Annotated in this window: 20 protein-coding genes, 1 tRNA gene and 1 other RNA gene; 8 read left to right on the top strand and 14 right to left on the bottom strand. The window is 73.3% G+C overall.

Going from position 1 to position 24,622, the window contains the following annotated elements:
• Positions 1 to 24 precede the first annotated feature (24 nt).
• The 6 genes from AC6CH9_RS12070 (at position 25) to AC6CH9_RS12045 (ending at position 8,264) form a co-directional block, all read left to right on the top strand.
• Positions 25 to 2,538 (top strand): beta-glucosidase family protein, encoded by a 2,514-nt coding sequence (locus AC6CH9_RS12070; RefSeq protein WP_498155091.1) that lies wholly within the window; start codon positions 25 to 27, stop codon positions 2,536 to 2,538.
• A gap of 119 nt (positions 2,539 to 2,657) precedes the next feature.
• Positions 2,658 to 4,328, top strand: coding sequence for an ABC transporter substrate-binding protein (locus tag AC6CH9_RS12065; protein ID WP_498155090.1), 1,671 nt, complete (start codon positions 2,658 to 2,660; stop codon positions 4,326 to 4,328).
• A 77-nt stretch (positions 4,329 to 4,405) separates the two neighbouring features.
• Positions 4,406 to 5,296: an ABC transporter ATP-binding protein gene (locus tag AC6CH9_RS12060; protein WP_498155089.1), complete on the top strand. Its 891-nt coding sequence runs from the start codon at positions 4,406 to 4,408 to the stop codon at positions 5,294 to 5,296.
• Positions 5,296 to 6,099: an ABC transporter ATP-binding protein gene (locus AC6CH9_RS12055; protein WP_498155088.1), complete on the top strand. Its 804-nt coding sequence runs from the start codon at positions 5,296 to 5,298 to the stop codon at positions 6,097 to 6,099. Before AC6CH9_RS12060 ends, AC6CH9_RS12055 begins: the two co-directional genes overlap by 1 nt.
• A gap of 5 nt (positions 6,100 to 6,104) precedes the next feature.
• On the top strand, positions 6,105 to 7,088 hold the full coding sequence (locus AC6CH9_RS12050) for an ABC transporter permease (RefSeq protein WP_141389086.1): 984 nt from the start codon (positions 6,105 to 6,107) through the stop codon (positions 7,086 to 7,088).
• A gap of 3 nt (positions 7,089 to 7,091) precedes the next feature.
• Positions 7,092 to 8,264: an ABC transporter permease gene (locus AC6CH9_RS12045; RefSeq protein ID WP_498155087.1), complete on the top strand. Its 1,173-nt coding sequence runs from the start codon at positions 7,092 to 7,094 to the stop codon at positions 8,262 to 8,264.
• Positions 8,265 to 8,403: 139 nt separating this feature from the next.
• Here the strand turns inward: AC6CH9_RS12045 and AC6CH9_RS12040 are convergent, their stop codons facing one another.
• The 5 genes from AC6CH9_RS12040 to AC6CH9_RS12020 form a co-directional block, all read right to left on the bottom strand.
• The gene (locus tag AC6CH9_RS12040) at positions 8,404 to 9,168 is read right to left on the bottom strand and encodes an ABC transporter permease (protein ID WP_047232285.1); all 765 of its coding nucleotides are present in this window, start codon (positions 9,166 to 9,168) and stop codon (positions 8,404 to 8,406) included.
• Entirely contained in the window at positions 9,165 to 9,995 is an 831-nt protein-coding gene (locus AC6CH9_RS12035) for an ABC transporter ATP-binding protein (RefSeq protein ID WP_498155086.1), read from the bottom strand. The genes AC6CH9_RS12040 and AC6CH9_RS12035 overlap by 4 nt, the downstream gene beginning before the upstream one ends.
• A 29-nt stretch (positions 9,996 to 10,024) precedes the next feature.
• Positions 10,025 to 10,867: a DUF4097 family beta strand repeat-containing protein gene (locus AC6CH9_RS12030; RefSeq protein ID WP_498155085.1), complete on the bottom strand. Its 843-nt coding sequence runs from the start codon at positions 10,865 to 10,867 to the stop codon at positions 10,025 to 10,027.
• Positions 10,868 to 10,939: 72 nt separating this feature from the next.
• Positions 10,940 to 11,470 (bottom strand): histidine kinase, encoded by a 531-nt coding sequence (locus AC6CH9_RS12025; protein WP_498155084.1) that lies wholly within the window; start codon positions 11,468 to 11,470, stop codon positions 10,940 to 10,942.
• A gap of 94 nt (positions 11,471 to 11,564) precedes the next feature.
• Positions 11,565 to 12,380: a TSUP family transporter gene (locus tag AC6CH9_RS12020; RefSeq protein WP_498155083.1), complete on the bottom strand. Its 816-nt coding sequence runs from the start codon at positions 12,378 to 12,380 to the stop codon at positions 11,565 to 11,567.
• Positions 12,381 to 12,440: 60 nt separating this feature from the next.
• Here AC6CH9_RS12020 and AC6CH9_RS12015 point away from each other — a divergent pair, with 60 nt between their 5' ends.
• Positions 12,441 to 12,956 (top strand): SRPBCC family protein, encoded by a 516-nt coding sequence (locus AC6CH9_RS12015; protein WP_498155082.1) that lies wholly within the window; start codon positions 12,441 to 12,443, stop codon positions 12,954 to 12,956.
• A gap of 27 nt (positions 12,957 to 12,983) precedes the next feature.
• Here the strand turns inward: AC6CH9_RS12015 and AC6CH9_RS12010 are convergent, their stop codons facing one another.
• The 8 genes from AC6CH9_RS12010 to ffs form a co-directional block, all read right to left on the bottom strand.
• The gene (locus AC6CH9_RS12010; RefSeq protein ID WP_498155081.1) at positions 12,984 to 13,553 is read right to left on the bottom strand and encodes a DUF5063 domain-containing protein; all 570 of its coding nucleotides are present in this window, start codon (positions 13,551 to 13,553) and stop codon (positions 12,984 to 12,986) included.
• Between the two features lie 15 nt (positions 13,554 to 13,568).
• Positions 13,569 to 14,168 (bottom strand): recombination mediator RecR, encoded by a 600-nt coding sequence (gene recR / locus AC6CH9_RS12005; protein WP_024841680.1) that lies wholly within the window; start codon positions 14,166 to 14,168, stop codon positions 13,569 to 13,571.
• Between the two features lie 306 nt (positions 14,169 to 14,474).
• The gene (locus tag AC6CH9_RS12000) at positions 14,475 to 17,459 is read right to left on the bottom strand and encodes a DNA polymerase III subunit gamma and tau (protein ID WP_498155080.1); all 2,985 of its coding nucleotides are present in this window, start codon (positions 17,457 to 17,459) and stop codon (positions 14,475 to 14,477) included.
• 45 nt (positions 17,460 to 17,504) lie between these two features.
• Positions 17,505 to 18,167 (bottom strand): methionine ABC transporter permease, encoded by a 663-nt coding sequence (locus AC6CH9_RS11995; protein ID WP_498155079.1) that lies wholly within the window; start codon positions 18,165 to 18,167, stop codon positions 17,505 to 17,507.
• Positions 18,167 to 19,375, bottom strand: coding sequence for a methionine ABC transporter ATP-binding protein (locus AC6CH9_RS11990; RefSeq protein ID WP_498155078.1), 1,209 nt, complete (start codon positions 19,373 to 19,375; stop codon positions 18,167 to 18,169). The genes AC6CH9_RS11995 and AC6CH9_RS11990 overlap by 1 nt, the downstream gene beginning before the upstream one ends.
• A 183-nt stretch (positions 19,376 to 19,558) precedes the next feature.
• The gene (locus AC6CH9_RS11985) at positions 19,559 to 20,464 is read right to left on the bottom strand and encodes a MetQ/NlpA family ABC transporter substrate-binding protein (protein WP_498155077.1); all 906 of its coding nucleotides are present in this window, start codon (positions 20,462 to 20,464) and stop codon (positions 19,559 to 19,561) included.
• 458 nt (positions 20,465 to 20,922) lie between these two features.
• Positions 20,923 to 22,230, bottom strand: coding sequence for an ion channel protein (locus tag AC6CH9_RS11980; protein WP_498155076.1), 1,308 nt, complete (start codon positions 22,228 to 22,230; stop codon positions 20,923 to 20,925).
• Between the two features lie 68 nt (positions 22,231 to 22,298).
• An RNA gene (gene ffs, locus AC6CH9_RS11975) (signal recognition particle sRNA small type) lies at positions 22,299 to 22,395 on the bottom strand.
• 132 nt (positions 22,396 to 22,527) lie between these two features.
• Here ffs and AC6CH9_RS11970 point away from each other — a divergent pair.
• Positions 22,528 to 22,613, top strand: a tRNA-Ser gene (locus tag AC6CH9_RS11970).
• A 266-nt stretch (positions 22,614 to 22,879) separates the two neighbouring features.
• Here AC6CH9_RS11970 and AC6CH9_RS11965 read toward each other — a convergent pair.
• On the bottom strand, positions 22,880 to 24,487 hold the full coding sequence (locus AC6CH9_RS11965) for a glycoside hydrolase family 6 protein (RefSeq protein ID WP_498155075.1): 1,608 nt from the start codon (positions 24,485 to 24,487) through the stop codon (positions 22,880 to 22,882).
• Positions 24,488 to 24,622 lie beyond the last annotated feature (135 nt).

Raw genomic sequence — 24,622 nt, 5'->3', positions numbered from 1 at the left:
GACTCGACGACGAGGAGCACGTTCGTGACATCGCAGTCCCTCGCGGGAGAGCGCGACCCCGCGGAGCTCGACACCCTGCGCACCCGTGCGCAGGGGCTGACCCTCCGCGAGAAGGTCCGCCTCCTCACCGGCCAGTCCATGTGGCGCCTGCACGCCCAGGACGAGCTCGGGCTGCGCCCCGTCGTCATGTCCGACGGCCCCGTCGGGGTCCGCGGCACGAGCGAGGTCGAGGGCGAGACCTCGATCCTCTTCCCCTCCCCCAGCGCGATCGGCGCGACGTGGGACCGGGCCGCCGCGCACGAGACCGGTCAGGCGTTCGCCCGCGAGGCGCGCACGCACGGCGTCGACGTCGTCCTCGCCCCCCAGGTCAACATCCAGCGCACGCCCGTCGGCGGCCGGCACTTCGAGTGCTACTCGGAGGACCCGTACCTCACGGCCCAGATCGGCACGGGCGTCGTCCGCGGCCTCCAGGACCAGGGCGTCGCGGCGTGCGTCAAGCACTACGTCGCCAACGACTCCGAGACCCAGCGCACGACCTACGTGTCGCACGTCGACCCCCGCGTGCTGCGCGAGGTCTACCTCGCACCGTTCGAGGACGCGGTCGCGGCGGGCGCGTGGTCCGTCATGGCGGCCTACAACCAGGTGGACGACGGCGTGGAGTCCGGCCCCATGACCGGGCACCGGCACCTGCTCACCGACGTCCTCAAGGACGAGCTCGGGTTCGACGGCGCCGTGGTCTCCGACTGGGTCGCGACGCACACGACCGAGCTCTCCGCGAACGGCGGCCTCGACGTCGTCATGCCCGGCCCGGGCGGTCCGTGGGAGGACGCCCTCGTCCGCGCGGTCGAGGACGGCCGCGTCCCCGAGAGCGAGATCGACGACAAGGTCGCGCGCATCCTCCTGCTCGCGCGCCGCGTCGGTGCGCTCGACGAGCCCGCCCGCCCGGTCACGCACGACGGCGACCTGCGGGCCCTGGTGCGCCGCACCGCCGCCGCGGGCACCGTCGTCCTGCGCTCCGACGCCGAGAACCCCGTCTGGGACCGGCCCGCGCCGCGGTCGATCGCGCTCGTCGGCCCCAACGCCGTGCGCCCGCACGTGCTCGGCGGCGGCAGCTCGACCGTCAACCCCGCGCACGTCGTCACCCCCGCCGAGGGCCTGGCGGCGCGCTGGCCCGACGCCACGCTCACGGTCGCCCGCGGCGGTGACGCGCGCCGGTTCGCCCCCCGCCTCGACGTGGAAGGACGCAGCGCCGACGGCGCCGCCGTCGCGGTGACCTGGCTCGACGCCGAGGGCACGACGCTCCGCAAGTCCGTCCTGCCCCGCTGGGACGGGTTCCTGCGCGACCTGCCCGCCGAGGTCGACACCGTCGTGCTCGACGTCGACGTCCTGCTCGGCGAGCCCGGCGACCACGTGCTCGAGGTCGGCACGGTCCCGGGCCACACGATCGAGATCGACGGCGTCGTCGTCGCGAAGGACGACCGTCGCTCCGGCGTCGAGGTCATCCTCGACTCGTCGATCAACAACCCGGCGGGCGTCCCCACGACCGTGCACGTCGACGCGCCACGCCGCGTGCGGATCACCGCGTCGCTCCTCGTCACCCGCGCCCAGGGCTACGGCAACCTCGTCCGCGCGGAGCTGCGCCACCGCGTCCCCGCGCCGAGCGTCGAGCAGGAGATCGCCGACGCCGTCGAGGCGGCCCGCGGCGCCGACCTGACCGTCGTCGTCGTCGGGACGAACGAGGAGGTCGAGTCCGAGGGCTGGGACCGGACGTCGCTCGTGCTGCCGGGCCGCCAGGACGAGCTCGTCGAGCGCGTCCTCGACGTCGACCCGGACGCGGTCGTCGTCGTGAACGCGGGCGCGCCCGTGCTGCTCCCCTGGCTCGACCGCGCGCGCACGGTGCTGTGGGTCTGGTTCCCCGGCCAGGAGGCCGGGCACTCGATCGCGGACGTGCTCGCGGGCGACGTCGAGGCGGCGGGCCGCCTCCCCTGGACCCTCCCGGCCGCCGAGGCCGACGTCCCCGTCCCGCACGCGGTCCCCGACCAGGGGGTCGTCGAGTACGCCGACGGCGTCCACGTCGGCTACCGCGCGTGGGAGCGCTCGGGCGCCGTCCCCGCCGCACCCTTCGGGCACGGGCTGGGGTGGACGTCGTGGTCGTACGACGCGTCGTCCGACCCGGTCCGCACGCCCGACGGCGACGCGACCCTCACGGTCCGCGTCACCAACACCGGGCCCCGCGACGGCCGCGAGGTCGTCCAGGTCTACGTCGAACCCCCGGTCGCGCCCGCGTCGGCCCCGGTCGCCGAGCGTGACCGCCCGGTCCGCTGGCTCGGCGGGTTCGCCGTCGTCGACGTCGCCGCGGGGGCCTCCGCCGACGTCACCGTGACCGTCCCCCGCCGTCAGCTCGAGGTGTGGGACACCGACGGCGGACGCTGGCACCTCCCGGCCGGGACCTACCGGCTCCGGGTGGGGCGTTCCGTCCACGACCTCCGCCTGGACACCGCGGTCCGGGTGCAGGAGAGCACCACCGAACAGGAGTAGCCCGGACCGCGGTCCACGCGGGGTGACCCAGCGCCCCACGCCACCCTTCCGTTTCACCCGTACGCTCCACCGCCCCGGCACCGCGCCGGGGACGATGTTCCCTCGAAGGAGAGAGATTCATGAGGTTGAAGGCCTCCGCGATCGCCCTCGGCATCGCGACAGCACTCGTGCTGACCGGCTGCTCGTCGACGGGCGGCAACAACGACGACGAGACGACCGGCTCCGGCGCGGGCGCCGCCCTCACCATCGCCAAGCCGGACGGCGCGATCGCGACCGAGTCGAACAACCCGTGGATCGGCGACTCGTCCGCGCTCAAGCTCGGCTACGTCAACGCCATCTACGAGCCCGTCGGCATCGTCAACGTCGTCAACCCGTCGGACGAGGTCCGCCCCTGGCTCGCGTCCGAGATCACGTGGTCGGAGGACTACACCTCGGTCACGCTCACGACCCGCGAGGGCGTGAAGTGGAGCGACGGCAAGGACCTCACGGCCGACGACATCGCGTACTCGTACCAGATCCTGGTCGACACGCCCGAGCTCAACACCGCGGCGCTCGACATCAAGGACGTCGCCGTGGACGGCGACAAGGTCACCGTCACGTTCGGCACGCCGATGTTCGCCAAGCAGGACAAGGTGCTGCACCGGTTCGTCGTCCCGAAGCACGTGTGGGAGGGCGTCGCCGACCCGACGACGGAGACGAACCCCGACCCCGTCGGCACCGGCCCGTACACGCTGACGAGCTTCAGCACGGAGAGCGTCCAGCTCGACGCGCGCGACGACTACTGGGGCGGCGAGCTCGCGGTCCCGACGCTGTACTACGTGTCGTACAACGACAACAGCGCCCTGACGACCGCGCTCGCCAACGGCGACGCGGACTGGGCGCAGGCGTTCCTCCCGAACGTGCAGTCGGCGTTCGTCGACAAGGACCCGGAGCACAACGTGTACTGGGCTCCCGCCGGCCTGGGCATCGACGCGATGTTCGTCAACACGACCAAGAAGCCGTTCGACGACGTCGCGTTCCGCCAGGCCGTCAACATGGTCATCGACCGCGAGCAGCACCAGCAGATCGCCCGCGAGGGCGGCGTCCCGCTGCTCACCTCCGTCACGGGTCTGCCGACCCCGGCCGGCGACCCGTTCATCTCGGACGAGTTCGCGGGTGAGGAGTACGAGGTCGACGTCGACGGTGCCAAGAAGGTCCTCACCGACGCCGGGTACACGTTCGAGGGTGACGCCCTGATCGACCCCGACGGCGAGCCCGTCACCTTCCAGCTCAGCGTCCCGCAGGGCTGGAACGACTACGTCACCGGCATCAGCCTCATCGCGGAGTCGGTCAAGGCGATCGGCGTCGAGGCCACGGTCGACACGCCCGACTCGGACTCGTGGTGGGCCGCCAAGGGCACGGGCGACTTCGACGCGATCCTGCACTGGACCGAGACCGGCGCGACGCCGTACGACATCTACAGCGACACGATGGACGCCCGCTGGCTCAAGCCGATCGGCGAGGCCGCGGACTACAACTTCGGCCGCTTCGACAGCCCGGAGGCCACGGCCGCCCTCGACGCGTACCTCGCGGCGACGACGGACGAGGACCGCGCGACGGCCATCGCCGAGGCGCAGAAGATCTTCGTGGACCAGGTCCCGGTCATGCCGATCGGCACGCGTCCGTTCATCACGGAGTTCAACACGCGCAACTACGTCGGCTGGCCGAGCGACGACGACCCGTACATCAACGCGGACCCGACGCAGCCGACCGCGGTGCTGATCCTCACCCAGCTCAAGCCGGCCGAGTGAGGTCACCGAGGCTCGCGCGGCGCGCGCCGCGCGAGCCTCGGTGCGGCCCGGCCCCAGCACAGAAACAGGTAGGACCCGTGAACACCGAACCCCTGCTGACCGTCTCGCGCTTCAGCGTGGTCTACGACGTCGACCCGCCCGTCGAGGCCGTCAGCGACGTCTCCCTCACGCTGCACCGCGGGGAGATCCTGGGCCTCGCCGGCGAGTCCGGCTGCGGCAAGACGTCGCTCGCGTACGGCATCCAGCGGCTGCTCAAGCCGCCGGCCGTGATCCCCTCGGGCTCGGCGATCTTCCACGACGAGTCGGGCGAGGACGTCGACCTCAACGCGCTCGACGACGACGCGATGCGCCGGTTCCGGTGGGACAAGGCGTCGATGGTGTTCCAGGGGGCGATGAACGCGCTCAACCCGGTCGCCAACATCGGCAAGCAGCTCGGCGACGTGTTCGAGACGCACCGCCCCCGCATGAGCAAGGCCGAGCGGACCGAGGAGAGCGCCCAGCTCCTCGACCTCGTCGGCGTCGGACGCGACCGGCTGCGCTCCTACCCGCACGAGCTCTCCGGCGGCATGCGCCAGCGCGTCATGATCGCGATGGCCCTGGCGCTCAAGCCCCAGCTCATGATCATGGACGAGCCGACGACGGCGCTCGACGTGCTCGTGCAGCGCGAGATCCTCCAGCAGATCTCCGACCTGCGGAAGCAGTTCGGCTTCTCGGTCATCTTCATCACGCACGACCTCCCGCTGCTCCTCGAGATCTCCGACCGGATCGCGGTCATGCGACAGGGCCGGATCGTCGAGCTCGACACCGCGTCGAACATCTACCACCACGCCCAGCACGAGTACACGCGCAAGCTCCTCGGCTCGTTCCCGAGCCTCACCGGGGAGCGGGGCGGGTTCGTGCGCGGCCGGTCGGAGCCCGCAGCCACGGCCGCGAGCACTGCCACGACCAGCGCAGGAGGCCAGGCCTGATGACCACCCTCGAGTTCTCGCACGTCAGCAAGAAGTACAAGGTCCGGGGCTCCGGCGACCTGCTCGCGCTCGACGACGTCAGCTTCACGCTCACCTCGGGGCGCACCATCGCGCTCGTCGGGCAGAGCGGCAGCGGCAAGTCGACGATCGCGAAGATCCTCACGCAGCTCGAGCGCGCCACGTCCGGCGAGATCCTGCTCGACGGCGCCCCCATCCCCCGCCGGGGACGGGCGCTGCGCCGCTACCGGCAGCAGATCCGCATGGTCTTCCAGGACCCGTTCGCGTCGCTCAACCCGTACCACACCATCCGCCACCACCTCGAGCGCCCGCTGCGCCTCGACCACGTGGTCCCGAAGGACGAGGTCGACGCCGAGGTGCACCGCCTCCTCGACCGCGTCCACCTGGACGGCGGCGTCGTGGAACGCCGCCCGCACGAGCTGTCCGGCGGTCAGCGCCAGCGCGTCGCGATCGCGCGCGCCCTCGCGTCGCGCCCGTCGCTGCTCGTCGCGGACGAGCCGGTCTCGATGCTCGACGTGTCGATCCGCCTCGGCGTCCTCAACCTCCTCGCCGAGCTCCAGCGCGAGGCGAACCTCGGGGTCCTCTACATCACGCACGACCTGGCGACCGCACGCCACTTCAGCGACGAGATCATGGTCCTGCACCACGGCAAGGTCGTGGAGCACGGCCCGGCCGACGACGTGATCCTCGAGCCCCAGCATCCCTACACCCGCGCGCTACGCGATGCCTCGCCCAACCCGGAGGTCCACTTCTCCGGCACCGGCGCCGCATCGTCGAGGAGCTGATCCCGTTGCGATTCTTCGCCCGCCGCACCGCCTTCTACCTGTTCACCGCCTGGGCGGCGATCACGATCAACTTCTTCCTGCCCCGCATGATGAAGGGCGACCCGGTCTCCGCGTACCTCGCGAAGAACCAGGGGAAGATCAGCCCCGAGGCGGCCGAGTCGCTGCGCACCCTCTTCGGGCTCGACGACGGCCGGTCGCTCTTCCAGCAGTACGTCGACTACTGGGGCCTCATGCTCAGCGGCGATCTCGGCCGCTCGTTCTCCAAGGGGCTCGCCCCCGTGGGCGACGTGATCGCGGCCGCCCTGCCGTGGACGCTCGGGCTCGTCGGCATCGCGACGATCCTCAGCTTCTTCCTCGGCAGCGGCCTCGGCGCGATCATCGGCTGGCGCCGCGGGAGCAAGGCCGACGCGATCGTGCCCATCTCGACGTTCTTCTCGACCGTCCCGTACTTCTGGATGGGCCTCATCGCCATCGCGGTCTTCTCGAGCATGCTCGGCTGGTTCCCGGCATCCCACGCGTACAGCAAGGGCGCGTCGCCCGAGTGGTCGTGGGAGTTCGCCTGGGACGTGATCCAGCACGGCACGCTGCCCGCCCTGACCATCGTCGTCGCGTCGCTCGGGGGCTGGGTGCTCGGGATGCGGAACATGATGATCACCGTCCTCGACGAGGACTACGTGACGGTGGCCCAGGCCAAGGGCCTCCCGCCCCGCAAGGTGCTCACGCGCTACGCGTCTCGCAACGCGGTGCTGCCGCAGCTGTCGAGCTTCGCCCTGTCGCTCGGCTTCATCGTCGGCGGCACGCTCGTCATGGAGCTCGTCTTCTCCTACCCCGGGGTGGGCAAGCTGCTGCTCGACGCCACCAACGCGAAGGACTACCCGCTGATGCAGGGACTCTTCCTCGTCATCACGCTCTCGGTCCTCGTCGCGAACATCCTGGCGGACGTCGCCTACGCCGCCCTCGACCCGCGCACGCGTCAGACGGAGGCCTGAGCCATGACGTCCACCACCACGACCGCGACGAGCGAGGCCACCGTGCCCGCGACCCCGCCGGCCACCCCGGGCGGATCCTCCGGACGCGGCCTCGCGAGCCGCGCCGGGGCGTCGTTCGCGATGTTCCGCAACGGCAAGTCGCTCACCGGCCTCATCATCCTCGGCGTGTTCACGCTCGTCGCGATCTTCGGCGGCCTCCTCGCGCCCTACGGCCCGCTCGAGAAGGACTTCACCGCGCTCAAGCAGCCGCCGTCCGCGCAGCACCTGCTCGGCACGACGCACATGGGCGAGGACGTCCTCAGCCAGATCATCTACGGCACGCGGGGTGTGCTGGTCGTCGGCTTCGTCTCCGGCATCATCGCGACGCTCGTCGCGGTGATCATCGGGGTGACCGCCGGGTACATCGCGGGCTGGCGCAGCGAGTCTCTCTCGGCGCTCACGAACGTGTTCCTCGTGCTCCCGGGCCTGCCGCTCATGATCATCGTGGCGTCCCAGCAGGAGAACCCGAGCCTCCTGCTCGTCTCCACGGTGCTCGCGATCACGGGCTGGGCCTGGGGCGCGCGCGTCCTGCGGGCGCAGACCCTGTCGCTCCGGAACCGCGACTTCATCCAGGCGGCACGGGCGAACGGCGAGCCGATCCACCGGATCATCGCCGTCGAGATGCTGCCGAACCTCACCGCGATCATCGCATCGAGCTTCGTCGGCACGGTGACCGCCGCGGTCCTTGGCCTGACGACGCTCGCCTTCATCGGGGTCATCCCCATCACCAACCTCAACTGGGGCACGATCCTCTTCTGGGCGCAGCAGAACGGCGCGTTCCCCGACTACTGGTGGTGGTACGTCCCCGCCGGTCTGTGCATCGCGCTGCTCGGCATGGCGCTGTCGCTCATCAACTTCGGGATCGACGAGTACGTGAACCCGCGCCTCCGCTCGGCCGGCGAGCGGGCGCGCGCCATGCGCAAGAAGGGCTACAAGGTCTCGAGCGGCATCACGACCGTCGCCGACCGCCCCGACCTGCTCGAGGGCAGCGTCACCCCGCCCCCGCCCGACTCCCCGCACGTCGACCTGCCGGGCGCACCGGTGCACGGGGACGACATCGGTGCGGTGACGGAGGCCGACCAGGCGACCGGCGGACCGGACGTGATTCCGGCCGGCCGGCCGGAGCGCTCCGCGTAGCGGTCGCCGCACAGACAGGTGAGGGGCCGCACCACGGCCCCTCACCGGCAGACGGTCCCGGCACGGGACGCCGTCCGCGCCACGCCCCTGGCTCGGACGGCACGCCTCCACCGTGCCGGGACCGTTCGCGTCCCCCGGGTCAGCGCATCTTGCGCCGGTAGATCGCGACGGCCCACGCGTACGCGACGGCGAGGATCCCGACGAGCCACGCGAGCGCGACCCAGATGTCGGAGCCGACGGGCTGCCCGCCGAACAGCGCGCGCAGCGTGTCGACGATCGCGGTGACCGGCTGGTTCTCCGCGAACCACGCGACGGGCGCCGGCATGGTGTCCGTGGGGACGAACGCGGAGCTGATGAACGGCAGGAAGATCAGCGGGTAGCTGAACGCCGACGCGCCGTCGACCGTCTTGGCCGAGAGGCCGGCGACCACCGCGAGCCACGTCAGGGCCAGCGTGAACAGGACGAGGATGCCCAGCACGGCGAGCCACGCGCCCACCGACGCCCCGGTGCGGAACCCCATGAGGAGCGCGACGCCGACGACGATCGTCACCGAGACGAGGTTCGCGACGAGCGACGTCAGCACGTGCGCCCACAGGACGCTGGACCGCGCGACGGGCATCGACTGGAAGCGTTCGAAGATGCCGCCCTGGAGGTCGAGGAACAGCCGGTACGACGTGTACGCGACGCCCGAGGCGACGGTGATGAGCAGGATGCCGGGCAGCATGTAGTCGATGTACGACCCGGCGGCGCCGGTGTCGATCGCGCCGCCGAGGACGTAGACGAACAGCAGCATGAGCGCGATCGGGGTGACGGCGGTCGTGATGATCGTGTCCGGGCTGCGCAGGATGTGGCGCAGCGAGCGGCCGGTCAGGACACGGGTGTCGGCCAGGACGTGCGTGGTCATCGGAGCTCCTCTCCGGCGGGCTGGGTGCCCTCGGCGGTCGTCGGGGTCGTGGGGTCCTCGCCGGTCTCGCCGACGAGGGTGAGGAACACGTCCTCCAGGGACGGCTGCTTCTCGACGTACTCGACCTGCGCGGGCGGCAGGAGCGCCTTGAGCTCGGCCAGGGTGCCGTTCTGGATGATGGTGCCGCGGTGCAGGATCGCGATCCGGTCCGCGAGCTGCTCGGCCTCGTCGAGGTACTGCGTGGTGAGCAGGACGGTCGTGCCACCCTGGGCGAGCTCGCGCACCGTGGCCCAGACCTCGATGCGGGCCTGGGGGTCCAGGCCGGTCGTCGGCTCGTCGAGGAAGATGACCGGCGGGTCGCCGATCAGGCTCATCGCGATGTCGAGGCGGCGGCGCATGCCGCCCGAGTACGTCCCCGCCCGGCGCGAGCCCGCGTCGGTCAGGGAGAAGCGGGCGAGCAGATCGTCCGCGACCTGGCCGGGGTCCTTCAGGTGGCGCAGGCGGGCGACGAGCACGAGGTTCTCCCGGCCCGTGAGGACCTCGTCGACCGCGGCGAACTGCCCGGTCAGGGAGATCGACTCCCGGACCTGCCCGGGCTGGTCGACGACGTCGTGCCCGTGGACGCTCGCGGTCCCGGCGTCCGGCGCGAGCAGCGTGGACAGGATCCGCACGAGCGTGGTCTTGCCCGCCCCGTTGGACCCCAGCAGCGCGAAGATGCTCCCCGGGGCCACCTCCAGGTCGACCCCGCGCAGCACGCGCAGGTCGCCGAACGACTTCTCGATGTCTCGTACCCGTACCGCGGGTGCGAGGGTCTGGTCGACAGACATGTCCAGGCCTCCGTCTCTCTCCGGTGTGGTCAGGGCCGGCGGACGACGACGTCGCCGAACCCGGTGCTGGCGTGGATCTCCGCGGTGGCCTCGTCCTCGACGGGGCCCTCCGTGGGCGTGAGGTGGTTGCGCACGCTGCCGTGCTCGGAGCTCGCGTCGAGGAACGCGGCGGTGCCCTCGGGCACGCCCACCTCGATCGAGCCGTACGACGTCGCGAGGGTGACGCTCCCCGACTCCAGGCGCTCGACCCGGATGCCGGCGTGCGCGGACTTGGCCGTGAGCGTGCCGCTCACGCGCGCCACCGCGATGTCGCCGTGCGCGCCGTGCACGGCGAGCGAGCCGGTGACGGCGCCGACCGTCGTCGTGCCGTTGGTCGCCTTGATGGTGCCCTCGCCACGGACCTCCTCGACGCGGACCGACCCGGCGCTGACGCGGGCGTCCAGCGAACCCCGCACGCGGCGCGCCGCCACGGAGCCCGCCGAGGCCTTGACGTCGAGCCGGTCGACGTCCTCGACGCGGGCGTCCCCGGCGGAGAGCGCCATCTCGACGGTGCCGAGGCTGCCCTCGGCGTAGAGCGAGCCCGCCTTGCCGCGCACGTCGGAGCCCGCGGGCAGTTCGACGGTGATGTCGGCGGTGCCGGACGCGAACGGCAGCACGTACTGCTTCCACGACCCGGGGTAGGAGATCGTCAGGGCGCTGCCGTCGCCGTCGACGCGGACCGCCTCGGCGGCGCGGACGCTGCCGGACTTCGCGGGGTCGGTCGGCAGGACCGTGACGACGACGTCGTCGCGGTCCCCGGCGACCACGTGCAGCTGGGCGAACGGCACGTCGACGACGACGGGCAGGGGCTGAGGGGCGGAGAAAGTGGGCATGACGAAGCTCCAGGAGTGGTGTCGTGGTGGTGTCAGGTGCGGTCGGAGGAGGCGGGGCGGGGACCGAGGCGGTCAGCGCACCCAGCCGGTGACGCGGGCGGAGCCGCGCTGCTGCGGGCGGGCCTGCGCGGCAGGGCGTCCGGTGGACTGCTCGAGCGCCGCGGCGACCGCGCGCACGAGCCACGTGTTGACGGAGACGCCGTCGCGCGCGGCGGCGGTCTCGGCCTGCGTCTTGAGGTGGTCGGGCAGGCGCAGGGTCGTGCGGGTCGTGGCCCCCGCCTCGACGTCGGCCGGCGCGGGGCCGGCCGGCGCGGCCGGGGTGCTCGCCGGGACGAGCGCCTCGGTCGGGGCGGGCGCGACGGCGGGGACGGCGACCACGAACTCAGGGGTACCACCGCGCAGCCGCACGTCCACCGACCCGGGGGCGAGCTCCGCGGAGATCTCTCCCGCCGCGGCGGAGAGCGCGTCGAGGAGGACGAGGCGCACGGCCGCGTCCAGCGGGGCGGTCAGGCGCTCGGCGAGCCGACGGCCGTCGTCACCGGCGGCGTCCGCAGCAGCGGCGAGGCGGTCCTGGAGGTCGTCGACGTACGGGGTGAGGTCCATGACGCCATCATGGCACCACAAGTGGTGTCACCACAACCCCTGGACGACAACACGATGACACCACGGGTGGCACCCGCCTCGAGACGCCGGGATCTCAGGCCGTGAGGTCGTGGACGACGTCGTACCCGAGCTTGACGATGAGCGCGCCGACGACGACCACGAACACCACGCGCACGAACGCGCTGCCCTTGGCGACCGCCATCCGGGCGCCCACGTACGCCCCGAGCAGGTTGGCCGCGCCCATGACGAGGCCCAGCCCCCACAGCACCGCGCCGTACGGCACGAAGAAGATCAGCGCCCCCGCGTTCGTCGCGAAGTTCGCGATCTTCGCGAGTGCCGACGCGGGCAGGAACGCGTACCCGAGGATGCTCACGAGCGCGATGACGAAGAACGTGCCCGTGCCCGGGCCCAGCAGGCCGTCGTACGTGCCGATGACGAGGCCGATCCCGGCCGCGGCCCAGCGGTGGCCGTTGCCCTCCCAGCGCAGGTTCGTCGTGTGCCCCAGCTTCGGCTTCGCGATCGTGTAGGCCGCGACCCCGACGAGCACCACGAGGATGATCGGCTTGAACAGCTCGGCCGGGATGCGCGACGCGAGGGCGGCGCCGCCGATCGCCCCGACCAGCGCCGCGAGCGCCATCGGGCCGGCCGTCCGCAGGTCGGGTCCGACCCGCCGGTAGTACGTCGCGGCGCTCACCGAGGTGCCCATGATGCTCGCGAGCTTGTTCGTCGCGAGCGCCTGGACCGGGCTGATGCCGGGCACGAGGAGCAGCGCGGGGAGCTGGACCAGACCGCCGCCACCGACGACGGCGTCGATCCACCCCGCCGTGAGAGCGGCGAGGACGAGCAGGACGACGGTCAGGCCGTCGATCTCGAGCCCGCCGGAGACCGGGAGGGAGAAGGCGGGCAGCACCCCCTAGTGGTACCACGCCGCACCCTTCCCCGGGGGCCCGGGTCTGCCTACGCTGCTGTGATGACCGAGCACCCTGAGGTCGAGCCGACCGGCTCCGTCGTGCGCGAGGACGACGGCCGGTGGATCGTGCTGCGCCGGACCTTCGCCGCACCCGTCGCCGACGTCTGGGCGAGCCTCACCGAGCCGGCGGGGCTCGAGCCCTGGATCGGCACGTGGGACGGGGACCCGACCACGGGGAGCGTCCGCTTCGTCATGACCGCCGAGGGCGCGACGGAGGGCGACGAGTGCCGGGTCCTGCGCTGCGACCCACCGCACCGGCTCGTGGTCGAGACCGCCGTCGGCGAGACGTCGTGGCACCTGGAGGTCGACCTGGACGACGACGGCGGCACCACCGCCCTCGTGTTCCGCCAGGCGCTGGCCCCGGACGAGGACGCCGGGTCGATCGGCCCCGGATGGGAGTACTACCTCGACCGCCTGGCCGCGGCCCGCGCCGGGCGCGACCCCGCGACGGTCGTGTGGGACAGCTATTACCCCGCCCTCGCGGCGCACTACGGCTCGGCGGGCGCACCGGCCTGATCGTGGCGCACGGCTGCGACGCGTGCCTCAGGACTGGAGGGCGTCGTACTCCGCCTCGGTCGCGACGTCGTCCTCGACGTCGAGACGCAGGTGCGCGAGCGCGAGCTGCAGGACGCGCAGCGCGCTCGCGGCGCGCTCCCCCCAGAGCGAGACGTAGGAGAACTGCCACCACCACAGGCCCTCGAGCTCGCGGCCGCCGTCGTAGTGCTGGAGGCCCTTCGCGAGGCACTCGGCGACGCACGCGAGGTCGCCCGAGAGGGACGCGGCCCCGACCTCGGCGCCCACGAGCGGGTCCGTGATCTCGGCGTAGTCGTCGAACCCGTCGAAGAGCTGGGAGAGCGCGGTCCGCAGCGGGTCCACGTCGGTGTCGCGGCCGGCGTCGGGCTCGAAGCGCTCGACCGGGACGACGTCGCCCATCGCCCCGAGCCGTGCGCCCGCGGCGAGCGCGTCGGACAGCGCAAGCAGCAGCAGCGGCAGCACGGCCCCGGGCGCGGCCCCCGACGCGACCTGCGTCGCGGTCGTGAGGAACGCGCGCGCCTGCGCGGCCATGCCCTCGGCGATCTCTCGCAGGTCGGGGTCGTTCTCGATCTCCCCCATGGTCGTCACCTCTCGTCAGCCGCCGACGAGACGTCGGCCCTCGAAAGCCCGGCCGAGCGTCACCTCGTCCGCGTACTCCAAGTCTCCCCCGACCGGCAGCCCGGACGCGAGACGGGTCACGCGCAGGCCCATCGGGCCCAGCATGCGCGCGAGGTACGTGGCCGTGGCCTCGCCCTCGACGTTGGGGTCCGTCGCGAGGATCACCTCGGTGACCTGCCCGTCGGCGAGCCGGGCCATGAGCTCGGCGATCCGCAGGTCGCCCGGACCGACGTTCTCGATCGGGTTGATGGCGCCGCCGAGCACGTGGTACCGCCCGCGGAACTCGCGTGTGCGCTCGATCGCGACGACGTCCTTGGGCTCCTCCACGACGCAGATCACCTCGGGCGACCGGCGCGGGTCGGCGCAGATGCGGCACTGCTCGGACTCCGCGACGTTGCCGCACGTCTCGCAGAAGCGCACGCGCGCCTTCACCTCGGTGAGCGCGTCGGCGAGCCGGCGCACGTCCGCGGCGTCCGCGGCGAGCAGGTGGAACGCGATGCGCTGCGCACTCTTGGGCCCGACGCCGGGGAGTCGGCCGAGCTCGTCGATCAGGTCCTGGACAGCGCCTTCGTACACGCCCCCCAGCCTACGGGGCGCGGCCCACACGCCGGGCCCGGCCCGCCGCCGTCGGGCCGGGCCCACGCACGGCCGGCGATCGTCCCGGGAACTCGGGCGCCACCGGCTGCGTGTCCCGACCGTGTACGTCGCCTCGCACGTGATCGCGGGCTCCGGGCCGCCCTGTCCGCTGAGGCCGCCGACCATCGCCGGGTCGAAGACCTCGCCCGGCCACCAGGCGACGAAGACGCCGTCCGCAAGCGTGGTCTCGACCGCCGTGCCGTCGGCGAGCCGGAGCGTCACCGCCACGACGTCGCGCCGGCGGCGTCAGACCTGGTCCTGGATCTCCTCGATGATCTTGCCGTCGAGCAGGCTCACGACGAGTGCCGTCCCGACGAGTCCTGTCGAGACGATGTCGGGGTCGTCCGCGGAGGGGAGGTCGTCCATCGGGTCGACCGTCGACGACGCGTCCCGCCGGGCGGGCGCCTCGGCAGGCCGAGAGACGCGGGCCGTCGTGGCCGCCGCGATCGCCGCACGCGCCGCGGAGACCCCGCGCAACGGGGCACCCGCCGCGTCCACCGGAGCGACGGGGGCCGCCGCACGGGCAGGGGGCTCCTGCCGCGGCGGGGTCGCCGGCGTGGCCGGGGCGGGGCGGGCGGACGAGACCGGTGCCTGGGCGGCGGACGTCGTGCGCTCCGGCGCACGCTCGAGGACGGGCTCCGGCTCGGGGCCGTCGTCGAGGTCGGCCGGCGGCTCGGCGGGCGCGCCGGCGAGCCACGCCTCGTCCGCCGCGTCGATGCGCTGCTCAGGCACGGACGCAGGCACGGACGCTCCAGCGAGCCAGGCCTCGTCCGCGGCGTCGACGACCGGCACGCCGCCGTCGTCGCCCGCGGCGGCCTCGGTCGCGGCCGGCCGCTCCTGCAACGCGACGGCGCCGCGCGGTGCGGCCGCTCCCGCAGCGAGCGCGGTCGAGGCCGTGCCCGCGCCCGACGCCACGACACGGCTCGGTGCGCTGACCGACGCGAGGGGCACGTCCGCACCGCTCTCCCCCGGACCCGGTTCGGGGCGCGATCCGCCGGGTCCGGGTGCGACGGGAGCCGGAGCGGAAGACCCCGGTGCCGGGGTGGCAGGGCCTTGGGCCGGGGCCGGACCGCCACCGCCCGCACCGCCCTCGTCAAGGCGCGGCTCGACGCGCACCTGGAGCCCGAGCGTCTGGTAGACGACGTCCTGGACCGCGCTCGTGTGCCGCGCGGAGGAGAAGGTCCGCGCGAGCCCCGGCGACGGGAACGCGAGGTAGAGGACGTCCGGGCCGAGCTCTGCCACCTGCGCGTTCGCGCTGACGAGGGACCACGTCACGGGGTTGGCGCGCAGGTTCTCGAGGACCTCCGGCCAGCGCCGCCGCAGCTCCTCGGTCGTGAGCGCCGGGCTCGCGTCGCCGGACGGGGCGGCCGCCGTCGGCCGTGCCGGACGGCCGGCCGCCGGCTCCGCGGGGGCAGCCTCGGCACGGGCGGGAGGCACCGCCTCCTCGCTCGTCGACGACACGGCACCGTCCTGCGTCGCTGCATCGGCGCCCGCGTCGTCCCGCGCCGCCGGACCGGCGTGCGCCGCGACCTGCTCGGCCGGACCGGTCGGCTCGCCGGTCCGATGTGCGGGACCGGTCTGCTCGACGGACGGCGCCGCCTGCGACGCGCCGCCGCCGGACTCCGCGGTCGACGCCGACGTGGTCACGGCGGGCGGCGCGGCGTCCGCGCGCGCGGGCTGGGTCATGCCCGACGGAACGTCGCCCCCGCTCGGGACGGACCGGGTGTCCGGTGCCGACGGGGCGCCGGGTGCCGGCGCCGAGGCCTGCTCGTCCTCGACGGTCCCTGCCGGGACGGCCGCGGCGGGGCCGGGCTCGGCCGGCTCGGCGGAGGGCCGCGCGTCGGTCGGCGCGGCGGTGACGGCCGACGGCTGCGCAGCGGGTGCGGACGGGGTGGACCGGGTGGGGCGCAGGGCGGCGCGCACGGCGGCAGCACCGGTGAGCCCGGACGCCGGTGCGGTCGCGGCGAGGGCCGACCCCGCGCCGTCGGGCTCCGGACCCCCGGGACCAGCGGCTGTTCCCGCCCCCGTCGAGACGGCCGCCGGGGCGAGAGCGACCGTGCCCAGCCCTCCGCGCTCGAGGCGGTCGAGGCGCGCCGCGAACCCGGCCGCGCCGTCGTCGGCCCCGGGAAGGAGCAGCCTCGCCATGAGGAGCTCCAGGTGGAGTCGCGGCGAGGTGGCGCCCGTCATCTCCGTGAGCGCCGCGTTGACGAGGTCGGCCGCGCGCGAGAGCTCGGCCACGCCGAGGTGCTGCGCCTGGGCCTGCATGCGCGCGAGCTGGTCGGCGGGCTGGTCGCGGAGCACGGCCTGCGCCTCGTCGCCGGAGACGGCGATGACGATGAGGTCGCGCAGACGCTCGAGCACGTCCTCGACGAAGCGCCGGGGCTCGTGACCCGTCGCGACGACGTGGTCCACGACCCGGAAGATGCTCGCGCCGTCGCGCGCGGCGAGGGCGTCCACGACGTCGTCGAGGAGGGTCGCGTGCGTGAAGCCGAGCAGCGCGACCGAGCGCTCGTAGCCGACCGCGCCGCCCTCCGCGCCCGCGATGAGCTGGTCCATGACCGAGAGCGAGTCGCGGACCGAGCCGCCGCCCGCGCGGGTGACGAGCGGGAGCACGCCCGACCCCACCGAGACCCCTTCCGCGGCGCACAGCTGCTCGAGGTACGGGCCGAGCACGTCCGGGGGGACGAGGCGGAACGGGTAGTGGTGCGTGCGGGAGCGGATGGTGCCGATCACCTTGTCCGGCTCCGTCGTCGCGAAGACGAACTTCACGTGCTCCGGCGGCTCCTCGACGATCTTGAGCAGCGCGTTGAACCCCGCCGGCGAGACCATGTGGGCCTCGTCGATGATGAAGATCTTGTAGCGGTCGCGCGTGGGGGCGAACGTGGCACGCTCACGTAGGTCGCGCGCGTCGTCGACGCCACCGTGCGACGCCGCGTCGATCTCGACGACGTCGAGGCTGCCCGGGCCGCCGCGTGCGAGGTCGACGCACGACGGGCACTCGCCGCAGGGCGTGTCGATCGGGTTGTCCGGGGTGTTCTGCGCGCAGTTGAGCGTGCGCGCGAGGATGCGCGCGCTCGTCGTCTTGCCGCACCCGCGCGGGCCCGAGAAGAGGTAGGCGTGGTTCACCCGACCGCTGCGCAGCGCCTGCATGAGCGGCGCGGTCACGTGGTCCTGACCGATCACCTCGGCGAAGGTCTCGGGCCGGTAGCGGCGGTACAGGGCGGTGCTCACCCCGGTCACTCTAGACGCCGCGACCCACACGCACGAGGCCGGTCCTCAGCGGTGGAGCGCCTTGCGGGCCAGCCAGTTGCCGAGGAGCTGCGCGACCTGCACGATCCCGATGATGACGAGGACCGTCACCACCACGACACCCCAGTTGTAGCGCTGGTACCCGTAGACGATCGCGAAGTTGCCGAGCCCGCCGCCGCCGATGATCCCCGCGATCGCGGACATGTCCAGCACGGCGATGAAGAGGAACGTGTACCCGAGGATGAGCGGCGCGAGCGCCTCGGGGACGAGCACCGTCGTGATGATGCGCCACGACGACGCCCCCATGGCCCGCGCCGCCTCGATGACGCCCGGGTCGATACCCACGAGGTTCTGCTCGACGATGCGGCTCGTGCCGAACGCCGTCATCACCGACAGCGGGAAGATGAACGCCTCGGTGCCCAGCGTGGTCCCGACCACCTGGAGCGTCACCGGCCCGAGCAGCGTGACGAAGATGATGAACGGGATGGGCCGCACGATGTTGACGAGCACGTTGAGCACGCCGAACACCCAGCGGTTGTCGAGCAGGTTGCCCCGCCGCGTCACGTAGAGCGCGATGCCGAGCGCGAGGCCCGCCAGCCCGCCCGTGAGCAGCGCGACCGACACCATCTGCAGCGTCTGGCCGAAGGACTCCCAGAGGATGGGCCACAGCGTGGACCAGTCGCGGTTCATCAACGACCTCCGAGGTTGCCGTGACGGAAGAGGGTGTCGCGGGCGAGGCCGTACGGGTCGCCCGGGTCGTCGTCGGTCGGGTCGGGGGCGTCCTCGTCGGCCGGAGCCGCGGCGAGGCGCGCGACGCGCGGGTCGTCGAGCGGGTGCTCCGCCGTCCCGAGGTCGACGACGTCGGCGCGCTCGCCGAGCGCGACGAGGAACGGCGCGATGCGGTCCTCGGGCGCGTCGAGCTCGACGGTGAGCGACCCGAACGGGCGCTCCCCCACCTCGGAGATGCCGCCGTAGACGACGGACCCGTCGACGTCGTGCTCGCGCAGGAGGCGGAACAGGTCCGTCCCCGTGCTCGCGCCCTCGCGCACGCCGACCGTCACGAGCCGGCCAGGGTGGCGCTCGCGCAGGCGGGCCAGGGTCTCGCGCGACGGACGGTCGTGCAGCGCCGTGCCGACGAACCGCTGGGCGGCGTCGGCGCTCGGCGCGGAGAAGACGTCGTACACGTCGCCCGTCTCGACGACCCTGCCGTGCTCCATGACGGCCACGCGGTGGCACGTCGAGCGCACGACCTCCATCTCGTGCGTGATGACCACGATCGTGATGCCGAGCTCGGCGTTGACGCGCCGCAGGAGCGCGAGCACCTCGCGCGTCGTCTCGGGGTCGAGCGCGGACGTCGCCTCGTCGGCCAGGAGGATCGTCGGCTGCGCGGCGAGCGCGCGCGCGATGCCGACGCGCTGCTTCTGCCCGCCCGAGAGCTGGCGCGGGTACGCCTTCGCCTTGTCCGCGAGGCCGACGAACGCGAGCAGCTCGGCGACGCGCGCGGCCCGCTTCTCGCGCGGCCAGCCGGCCACCTTGAGCGGGTAGGCCACGTTGCCGGCGACGGTGCGCGACGACAGCAGGTTGAACTGCTGGAAGACCATGCCGATGCGCGAGCGCACCGCGCGCACGCGCCGCTCGGGCAGCCCGGTGATCACCTGGCCGTCGACGACGACCTCGCCGCTCGTCACCGTCTCGAGCGCGTTGACGAGCCGCACGAGCGTCGACTTGCCGGCGCCCGAGTAGCCGATGACGCCGAAGATCTCGCCGCGGCGGATGCTCAGCGAGACGTCGTCGACGGCGTGCACGGCACCGTCGCCCTCGCCGAACGTCTTGCTCACGTGGCGCAGCTCGATCGCGGGCTGCTCGTCACCGCCCTCGTCGCGGGGGACGTCGGTCACGTCGGGTTCCTCTCGTCGGAGGCCGGGCCTCCGGGCCGGGGCGGCCTGGGTCACCTGGGATCACCAGGCATGTCGTCAGGGCCGCCTGTCGGGGTGTGCAGCTCGCCTGCCATCGTCCTCCCCCGGGCACGACGGCGCGCGAGGGCGGACGCGACGTGCGCGCCCGCCCTCGCGGCGACGGCATCAGGAGTTGCGGATGTCGTCCTCGATGCCGGCGAGGATCTCCTGGAGCTCGGCGGGCGAGTTCTCCTTGATGACGGCGGTACCGCCCGAGGCCTTCTTCTCCGCCTCGACGACCTCCGGCGAGTGGGAGATCTCGGCGAGCTTGAGCAGCGTCTCGTCGCCGGAGTCCTCTGCCCGCGCGACCCACACGTTGATGTAGGGCTTGGCGGCGTCGGAGTCGGGGTCGTCCTGGAACAGCGCGTCCTCGGGCTTGAGGCCCGCGTCCTCGACGAAGTCGTTGTTGATGATCGACGCGTCGACGGACTGGAGCTGGATGGGGGTCTGCGCGGCGTCGACCGGCGTGACCGTCACCTTGGAGCTGGGCAGCACGTCGGCCTCGGTGGAGATGGAGCTCCCGCCGTCCTTGAGCTCGACCAGGCCGGCCTCCTGGAGCACGAGGAGCGCACGGGCGAGGTTGGTCGGGTCGTTCGGCACGGCGACCTGGCCGCCGTCGGGGATCTCCTCGAGCGACGCGTGCTTCGACGAGTACAGGCCGAGCGGGTAGACGGCGGTCGCGCCGATCGGCTGGAGGTCGTCGCCCGCATCCACGTTGTAGCCCGCGAGGAACTGCAGGTGCTGGAACTGGTTGACGTCGAGCTCCCCCTGGGACAGCGCCGGGTTCGCCTGCGTGTAGTCCTGGAGGTCGACGAGCTCGATCTCGATGCCCTCGGCCTCGGCCTGCTCCTGGAACACGGCCCACTTGTCGTCGGACGCGCCGACGACGCCGACGCGGATCGGGTCCGCCGCGTCGCCGCTCGCGGCGCCGCCCGCGGTGTCGTCGCCGCCGCCGCAGGCGGTGAGGGTGAGGGCGACCGTGGCGGCGATCGCGGTCCAGGTCAGACGCTTGCGGGTGGTCGAGAACGACATGGGGTTTCCTTCCGGTGACGGCGACGACGGTCACGGGTGGCGACCGGCGCGGCCGGGGTGCAGGGGCGGCCCTGCGAGGCGGTGGGGTTCGGGTGCTTCCGGCGGGCCATCAGCCACGCGGCGAGCGGGGCGGCGTCGTCAGGACGACGCGGCGGGTGCGGCGCAGGTCTCCCTGCAGGTCACGACGGCGTCAGCAGCCGCACATTCGCCCGGTACGCACGCCACGACAGCACGACGCGCCGGCGCAGGACGCTGCGCGCGGGGTCGTGGTGAGGACGTGGTTCCGGGCCATGCCGACATCATGGGCACGGCGGCGCCGCGCGCGCCAATCACCGGGCCAGATCGTCCACGATGTGGACGCCGAAATGGTCGCATGGCGGGAATCCCGTGCCGCAAACCCGGACAGAGCGGGCACCGGGCGGCGGGTACGAGCCTGCCGAGGTCCCGGTCGGTGAGATCTACGCCACACCGTGCTCACGGCGGGCCAGGGAGGCGAACTCGGGCGCGCCGCCGGCAGGTGGCTCGACCCGCAACGGCGGCATGCTGCGCACCGCCAGCCAGAGCGGCACGACGGCGATGCACAGCGCGGGGATCAGTCGCGCGTCGTCGACCACCACGGCGGCCATGAACAGCGCGAGCCAACCGCTGCGGCTCACGACGATCACCGTCCCGAGGACCGCTGCCGAGACGGCGACCGCGGCGGGGACGCTCGGCACGAGCGACGACGCCGCGAACCCGACCGCGACGCCGATGAACACCGCCGGGAAGATGCGCCCGCCCCGGAACCCCGCTCCCGCCGCGACGAGCAGGGCCGCGAGCTTGACGAGGGCCAGGACGAGGATCGCCGTCCAGGTCATGTCCGCGGCGTCGGCGGACAGCTCCTTCATCTGGTCCAGGCCCTTGAAGAGCGTGAGCGGACCGCCCAGGACGCCCAGCAGCCCGAGGACGAGCCCTCCCAGGCCGAGCGCGAGCACGGGGTGCCGCAACCCGTGGAAGAACCGGTGGACGACCGGGAACGCGAGGACCACGAGCAGCGTGAGCACGGCCGCGGCGACGGCCACGACCGCGGCGCTCAGCACGTCGCCGACGTGGACACCCGGGTACGCAGGGAGGTCGACGGCGAAGGTCGGGGCCTCGAGCGCGACCATCGTCACGGCCCCCGCACCCGCGGCGACCAGGGGCCCGAAGAGCCGGTCGAACAGCGGGCCGGAGCGGTCGCCACCCTCGGCGAACGTCTCGGTGAGGATGAGCGCCGCGGCGAGCGGCGTCGCGAACATCGCCCCGATCGTGGCGGCCATGGCCAGCCCGACGGCGCCCTGCACGGGCACGCCGAGCCGCGGGCGGCACAGGATCCAGGCCGTGAGGGCGACGTTGATCGCGATGATCGGGTTCTCCGGCCCGAGGCTGACGCCGCCCGCGAGACCGAGGACGAGCGCGACCGCGAGCCCGGGCAGCGCGCGCAGCGGAAGCGGTGCGGTCACGAGGTCCGTGGTCGCGGGGTCGACTCCTGCGTGCCCGGGTGCCCATCGGATCGTCGCGCCGACCAGCAGGCCTGTGACGGTGAGCACCAGGACCGTCCACCACGTCTCGGTCGTGGCGACGCCCCACGCCGTCGGCAGGTGGTCCCACACGAGGTCCTGGATCCAGGTCGCGAGCGCCGAGAGCGCGACGAGGGTCAGGGCGCACAGCACGCCGACCAGGAGCGCCGGGACGACCAGGCGCACCAGGTTCATCGTCGACAGCGGGCGCTGCGGCTCCCCGGTCACACGGGCAGGGAACCACGCCCGGACCGGCACTGCACCTCGACCCGTCGGGGCCGTCGGCACCCGGAGACGTGAAGGACCCCTCGCACACCCACCAGAGCTCACCTACCCTTGCTGCCTTCCGGCCCTGGGGGAGTTCGGCGAGATGATGCCGCACGAGGGGTCTGCGCCCACCCTAGCCCAGGTCGGCGCCCCACCAGAAACCCGCTCCCGTGAGGGCGATTCGGCCCGGGCGCCGCGGTCCGGTATCCTCGTTGCGCTGCTGTCGGTGCGCCCCGTGCGCGTCCGGCCGTCGCACCAGGAGGATTCGCCTAGTGGCCTATGGCGCACGCTTGGAAAGCGTGTTGGGTTAACAGCCCTCGGGGGTTCGAATCCCCCATCCTCCGCAGACCGAGGGGCCCGCCGCACTCGCGGCGGGCCCCTCGTCGTCGTCCGCCGCACCCCCTCAGGGCACCCGAACGAAAAGGCCCGTCGCACGAGTGCGACGGGCCTCTCGACGTCCCGACGGTCCGACGCGCCGGGACGTGGCGCCGGCGGTGCCGCCGACGGCTACCCCCAGCCTACGGGTGTCTGGCCCGGAACGGCAGGGGTCTCGCGTCCCCAGTGCCCGTGATCTGTACGACCTGGGCCGCCCGGAGTCCCTGGCGAGGGATCAGACGACGTGGCACGGGCGCCCCCCGAGGGTCACGAGCTGCGGGTCCGCACCCGGGGTGCCCGACGCGACGAAGCCGAACGTCGTGGTCGCGCCCGGCCGTACGGTCGCGTTCCACGACAGGCTGTGCGCGGTGACCGCGTCACCGTCACGCCCGGCCTGGGCGCCCCACACGTCGGTGAGCCGCTGGTCACCGTCGGGGGTCCAGCGCAGCTCCCACCCGTCGAGCGGTGCCGTGCCGGTGTTGCGGAGCTCGACCTGGGCGATGAAGCCGCTGCCCTTCTTGCCCTGCCACGTCCCGTGGACGGTGTACGCGACCTCGCAGGTCGGACGCTCGACGCGGGGCGCGGCGAGCGCGAGGAGCTCCGCGGCCTGCTCGACGAACCACTGCCCCGCGGCGGGGTCCTCGATGCCGCGGGCGGGGTCGAGCGGGCCGCCGGTGCCGCGGTAGCACTTGCCGTCGGACTCCCCCGGCACCTTGATCCAGAGGTAGGCGTCGACGAACGGGTCGCCGGTGTCCGTCGTCGGCCGCTCGCCGAGGCCTCGGTCGGGCGGGTTGCACCACACCTCCGGGTCGGGGAACGCGCCGGGCGGCGCGGTCCACGGACCCTGGCCGTTGCGGCTCGTGTCGATGACGACGTGCTTCTGCGCCGCCGGGTCGCGCACGACGCCCGTGTCCGCGTACGCCTGGGCGTACGCGGCGTCGGTGAGCTCCCAGGTGGAGAAGTCGTCCGGGTTCGCCGGGTAGTACTGGCTCGCGCACCACGCGGGCTCCCACCAGCTGTTCACCGACAGGTTGACGCAGTCGCTGACCCACGTCCCGTACTTCACGAGGCGCTCGGTCTCGACGTAGTTCGACGCGTTGACGAACACGCCGTCGGCACGCTCGACGCCCGCCTTGATCAGGCGGTCGGCGATGTCGCCGACCCCGAGCCACCCGCTGTGCGTCCCGTCGAGGTACACGGACGTGGCCGGGAGCGCCGTGAGCGCGTCGACGGCGTGGTTGAGCTGGACGAACCGGTCCGCCGCTGCGGTCTCCGGGTCGAGCTCGGCGGGGCGGCACCACTCGGGGTTCCCGTTGATGTCGGTGTACCAGGGGATGATCCCGAGCCCGTCCGGCTCGAGGATCACGATCGCCGGGTCGTCGCCGATCCCCTCGGCGACGGCGTCCACCCACGCCGTGTAGGCGGCCGTGTCCGCGGCGCCGCCCGCGGAGTACTGCGCGCAGTCGCGGAACGGCAGGTTGTAGACGACGACGGTGGGCACCGCGCCGTCCGTCGCGGCCGCCTGCACGACGGACGCGACGTCGTCGCGCACCTCGTCGGGCGTGCCGCCGGTGAACCACGAGGCCGACGGGAACGACCCGAGGAGCTGGGCGTCCGCGCGCGCCTGTCCCGTGAGGGTGGCGGCGGCCTGGAGGGTCGTGGAGAAGGGGTCCACGTAGAGGCGGGTCCCCGGCCCGACGACGTCGTCCGCCGCGGGGGCGGCCGTCGCCGGGGGCGCGGCGGAGGTGGGGACGGGGGCGGCGCCGGCGCTCCCGCCGGCGACGAGCAGCGGGGTCGCGAGCGCGAGCCCGGCGACGGCGGACAGGACGGCACGACGTCTCATGCGGATCTCCTTCGATCGACACGGGGTGCGGGACGACGGATGGAAGCGCTCCCATCGCGTCGCGACCTCCACTCAACCGGCCTCGGCCAACGGCGTCAAGGGGTGAGCCACGGCAGAGCGCTCCCCCGTGGGTGG

This window comes from Cellulosimicrobium sp. GQ32, assembly GCF_059758455.1.
The sequence above is the reverse complement of the archived record's forward strand: the minus strand, read 5'-3'. Positions and strand labels throughout refer to the sequence as shown.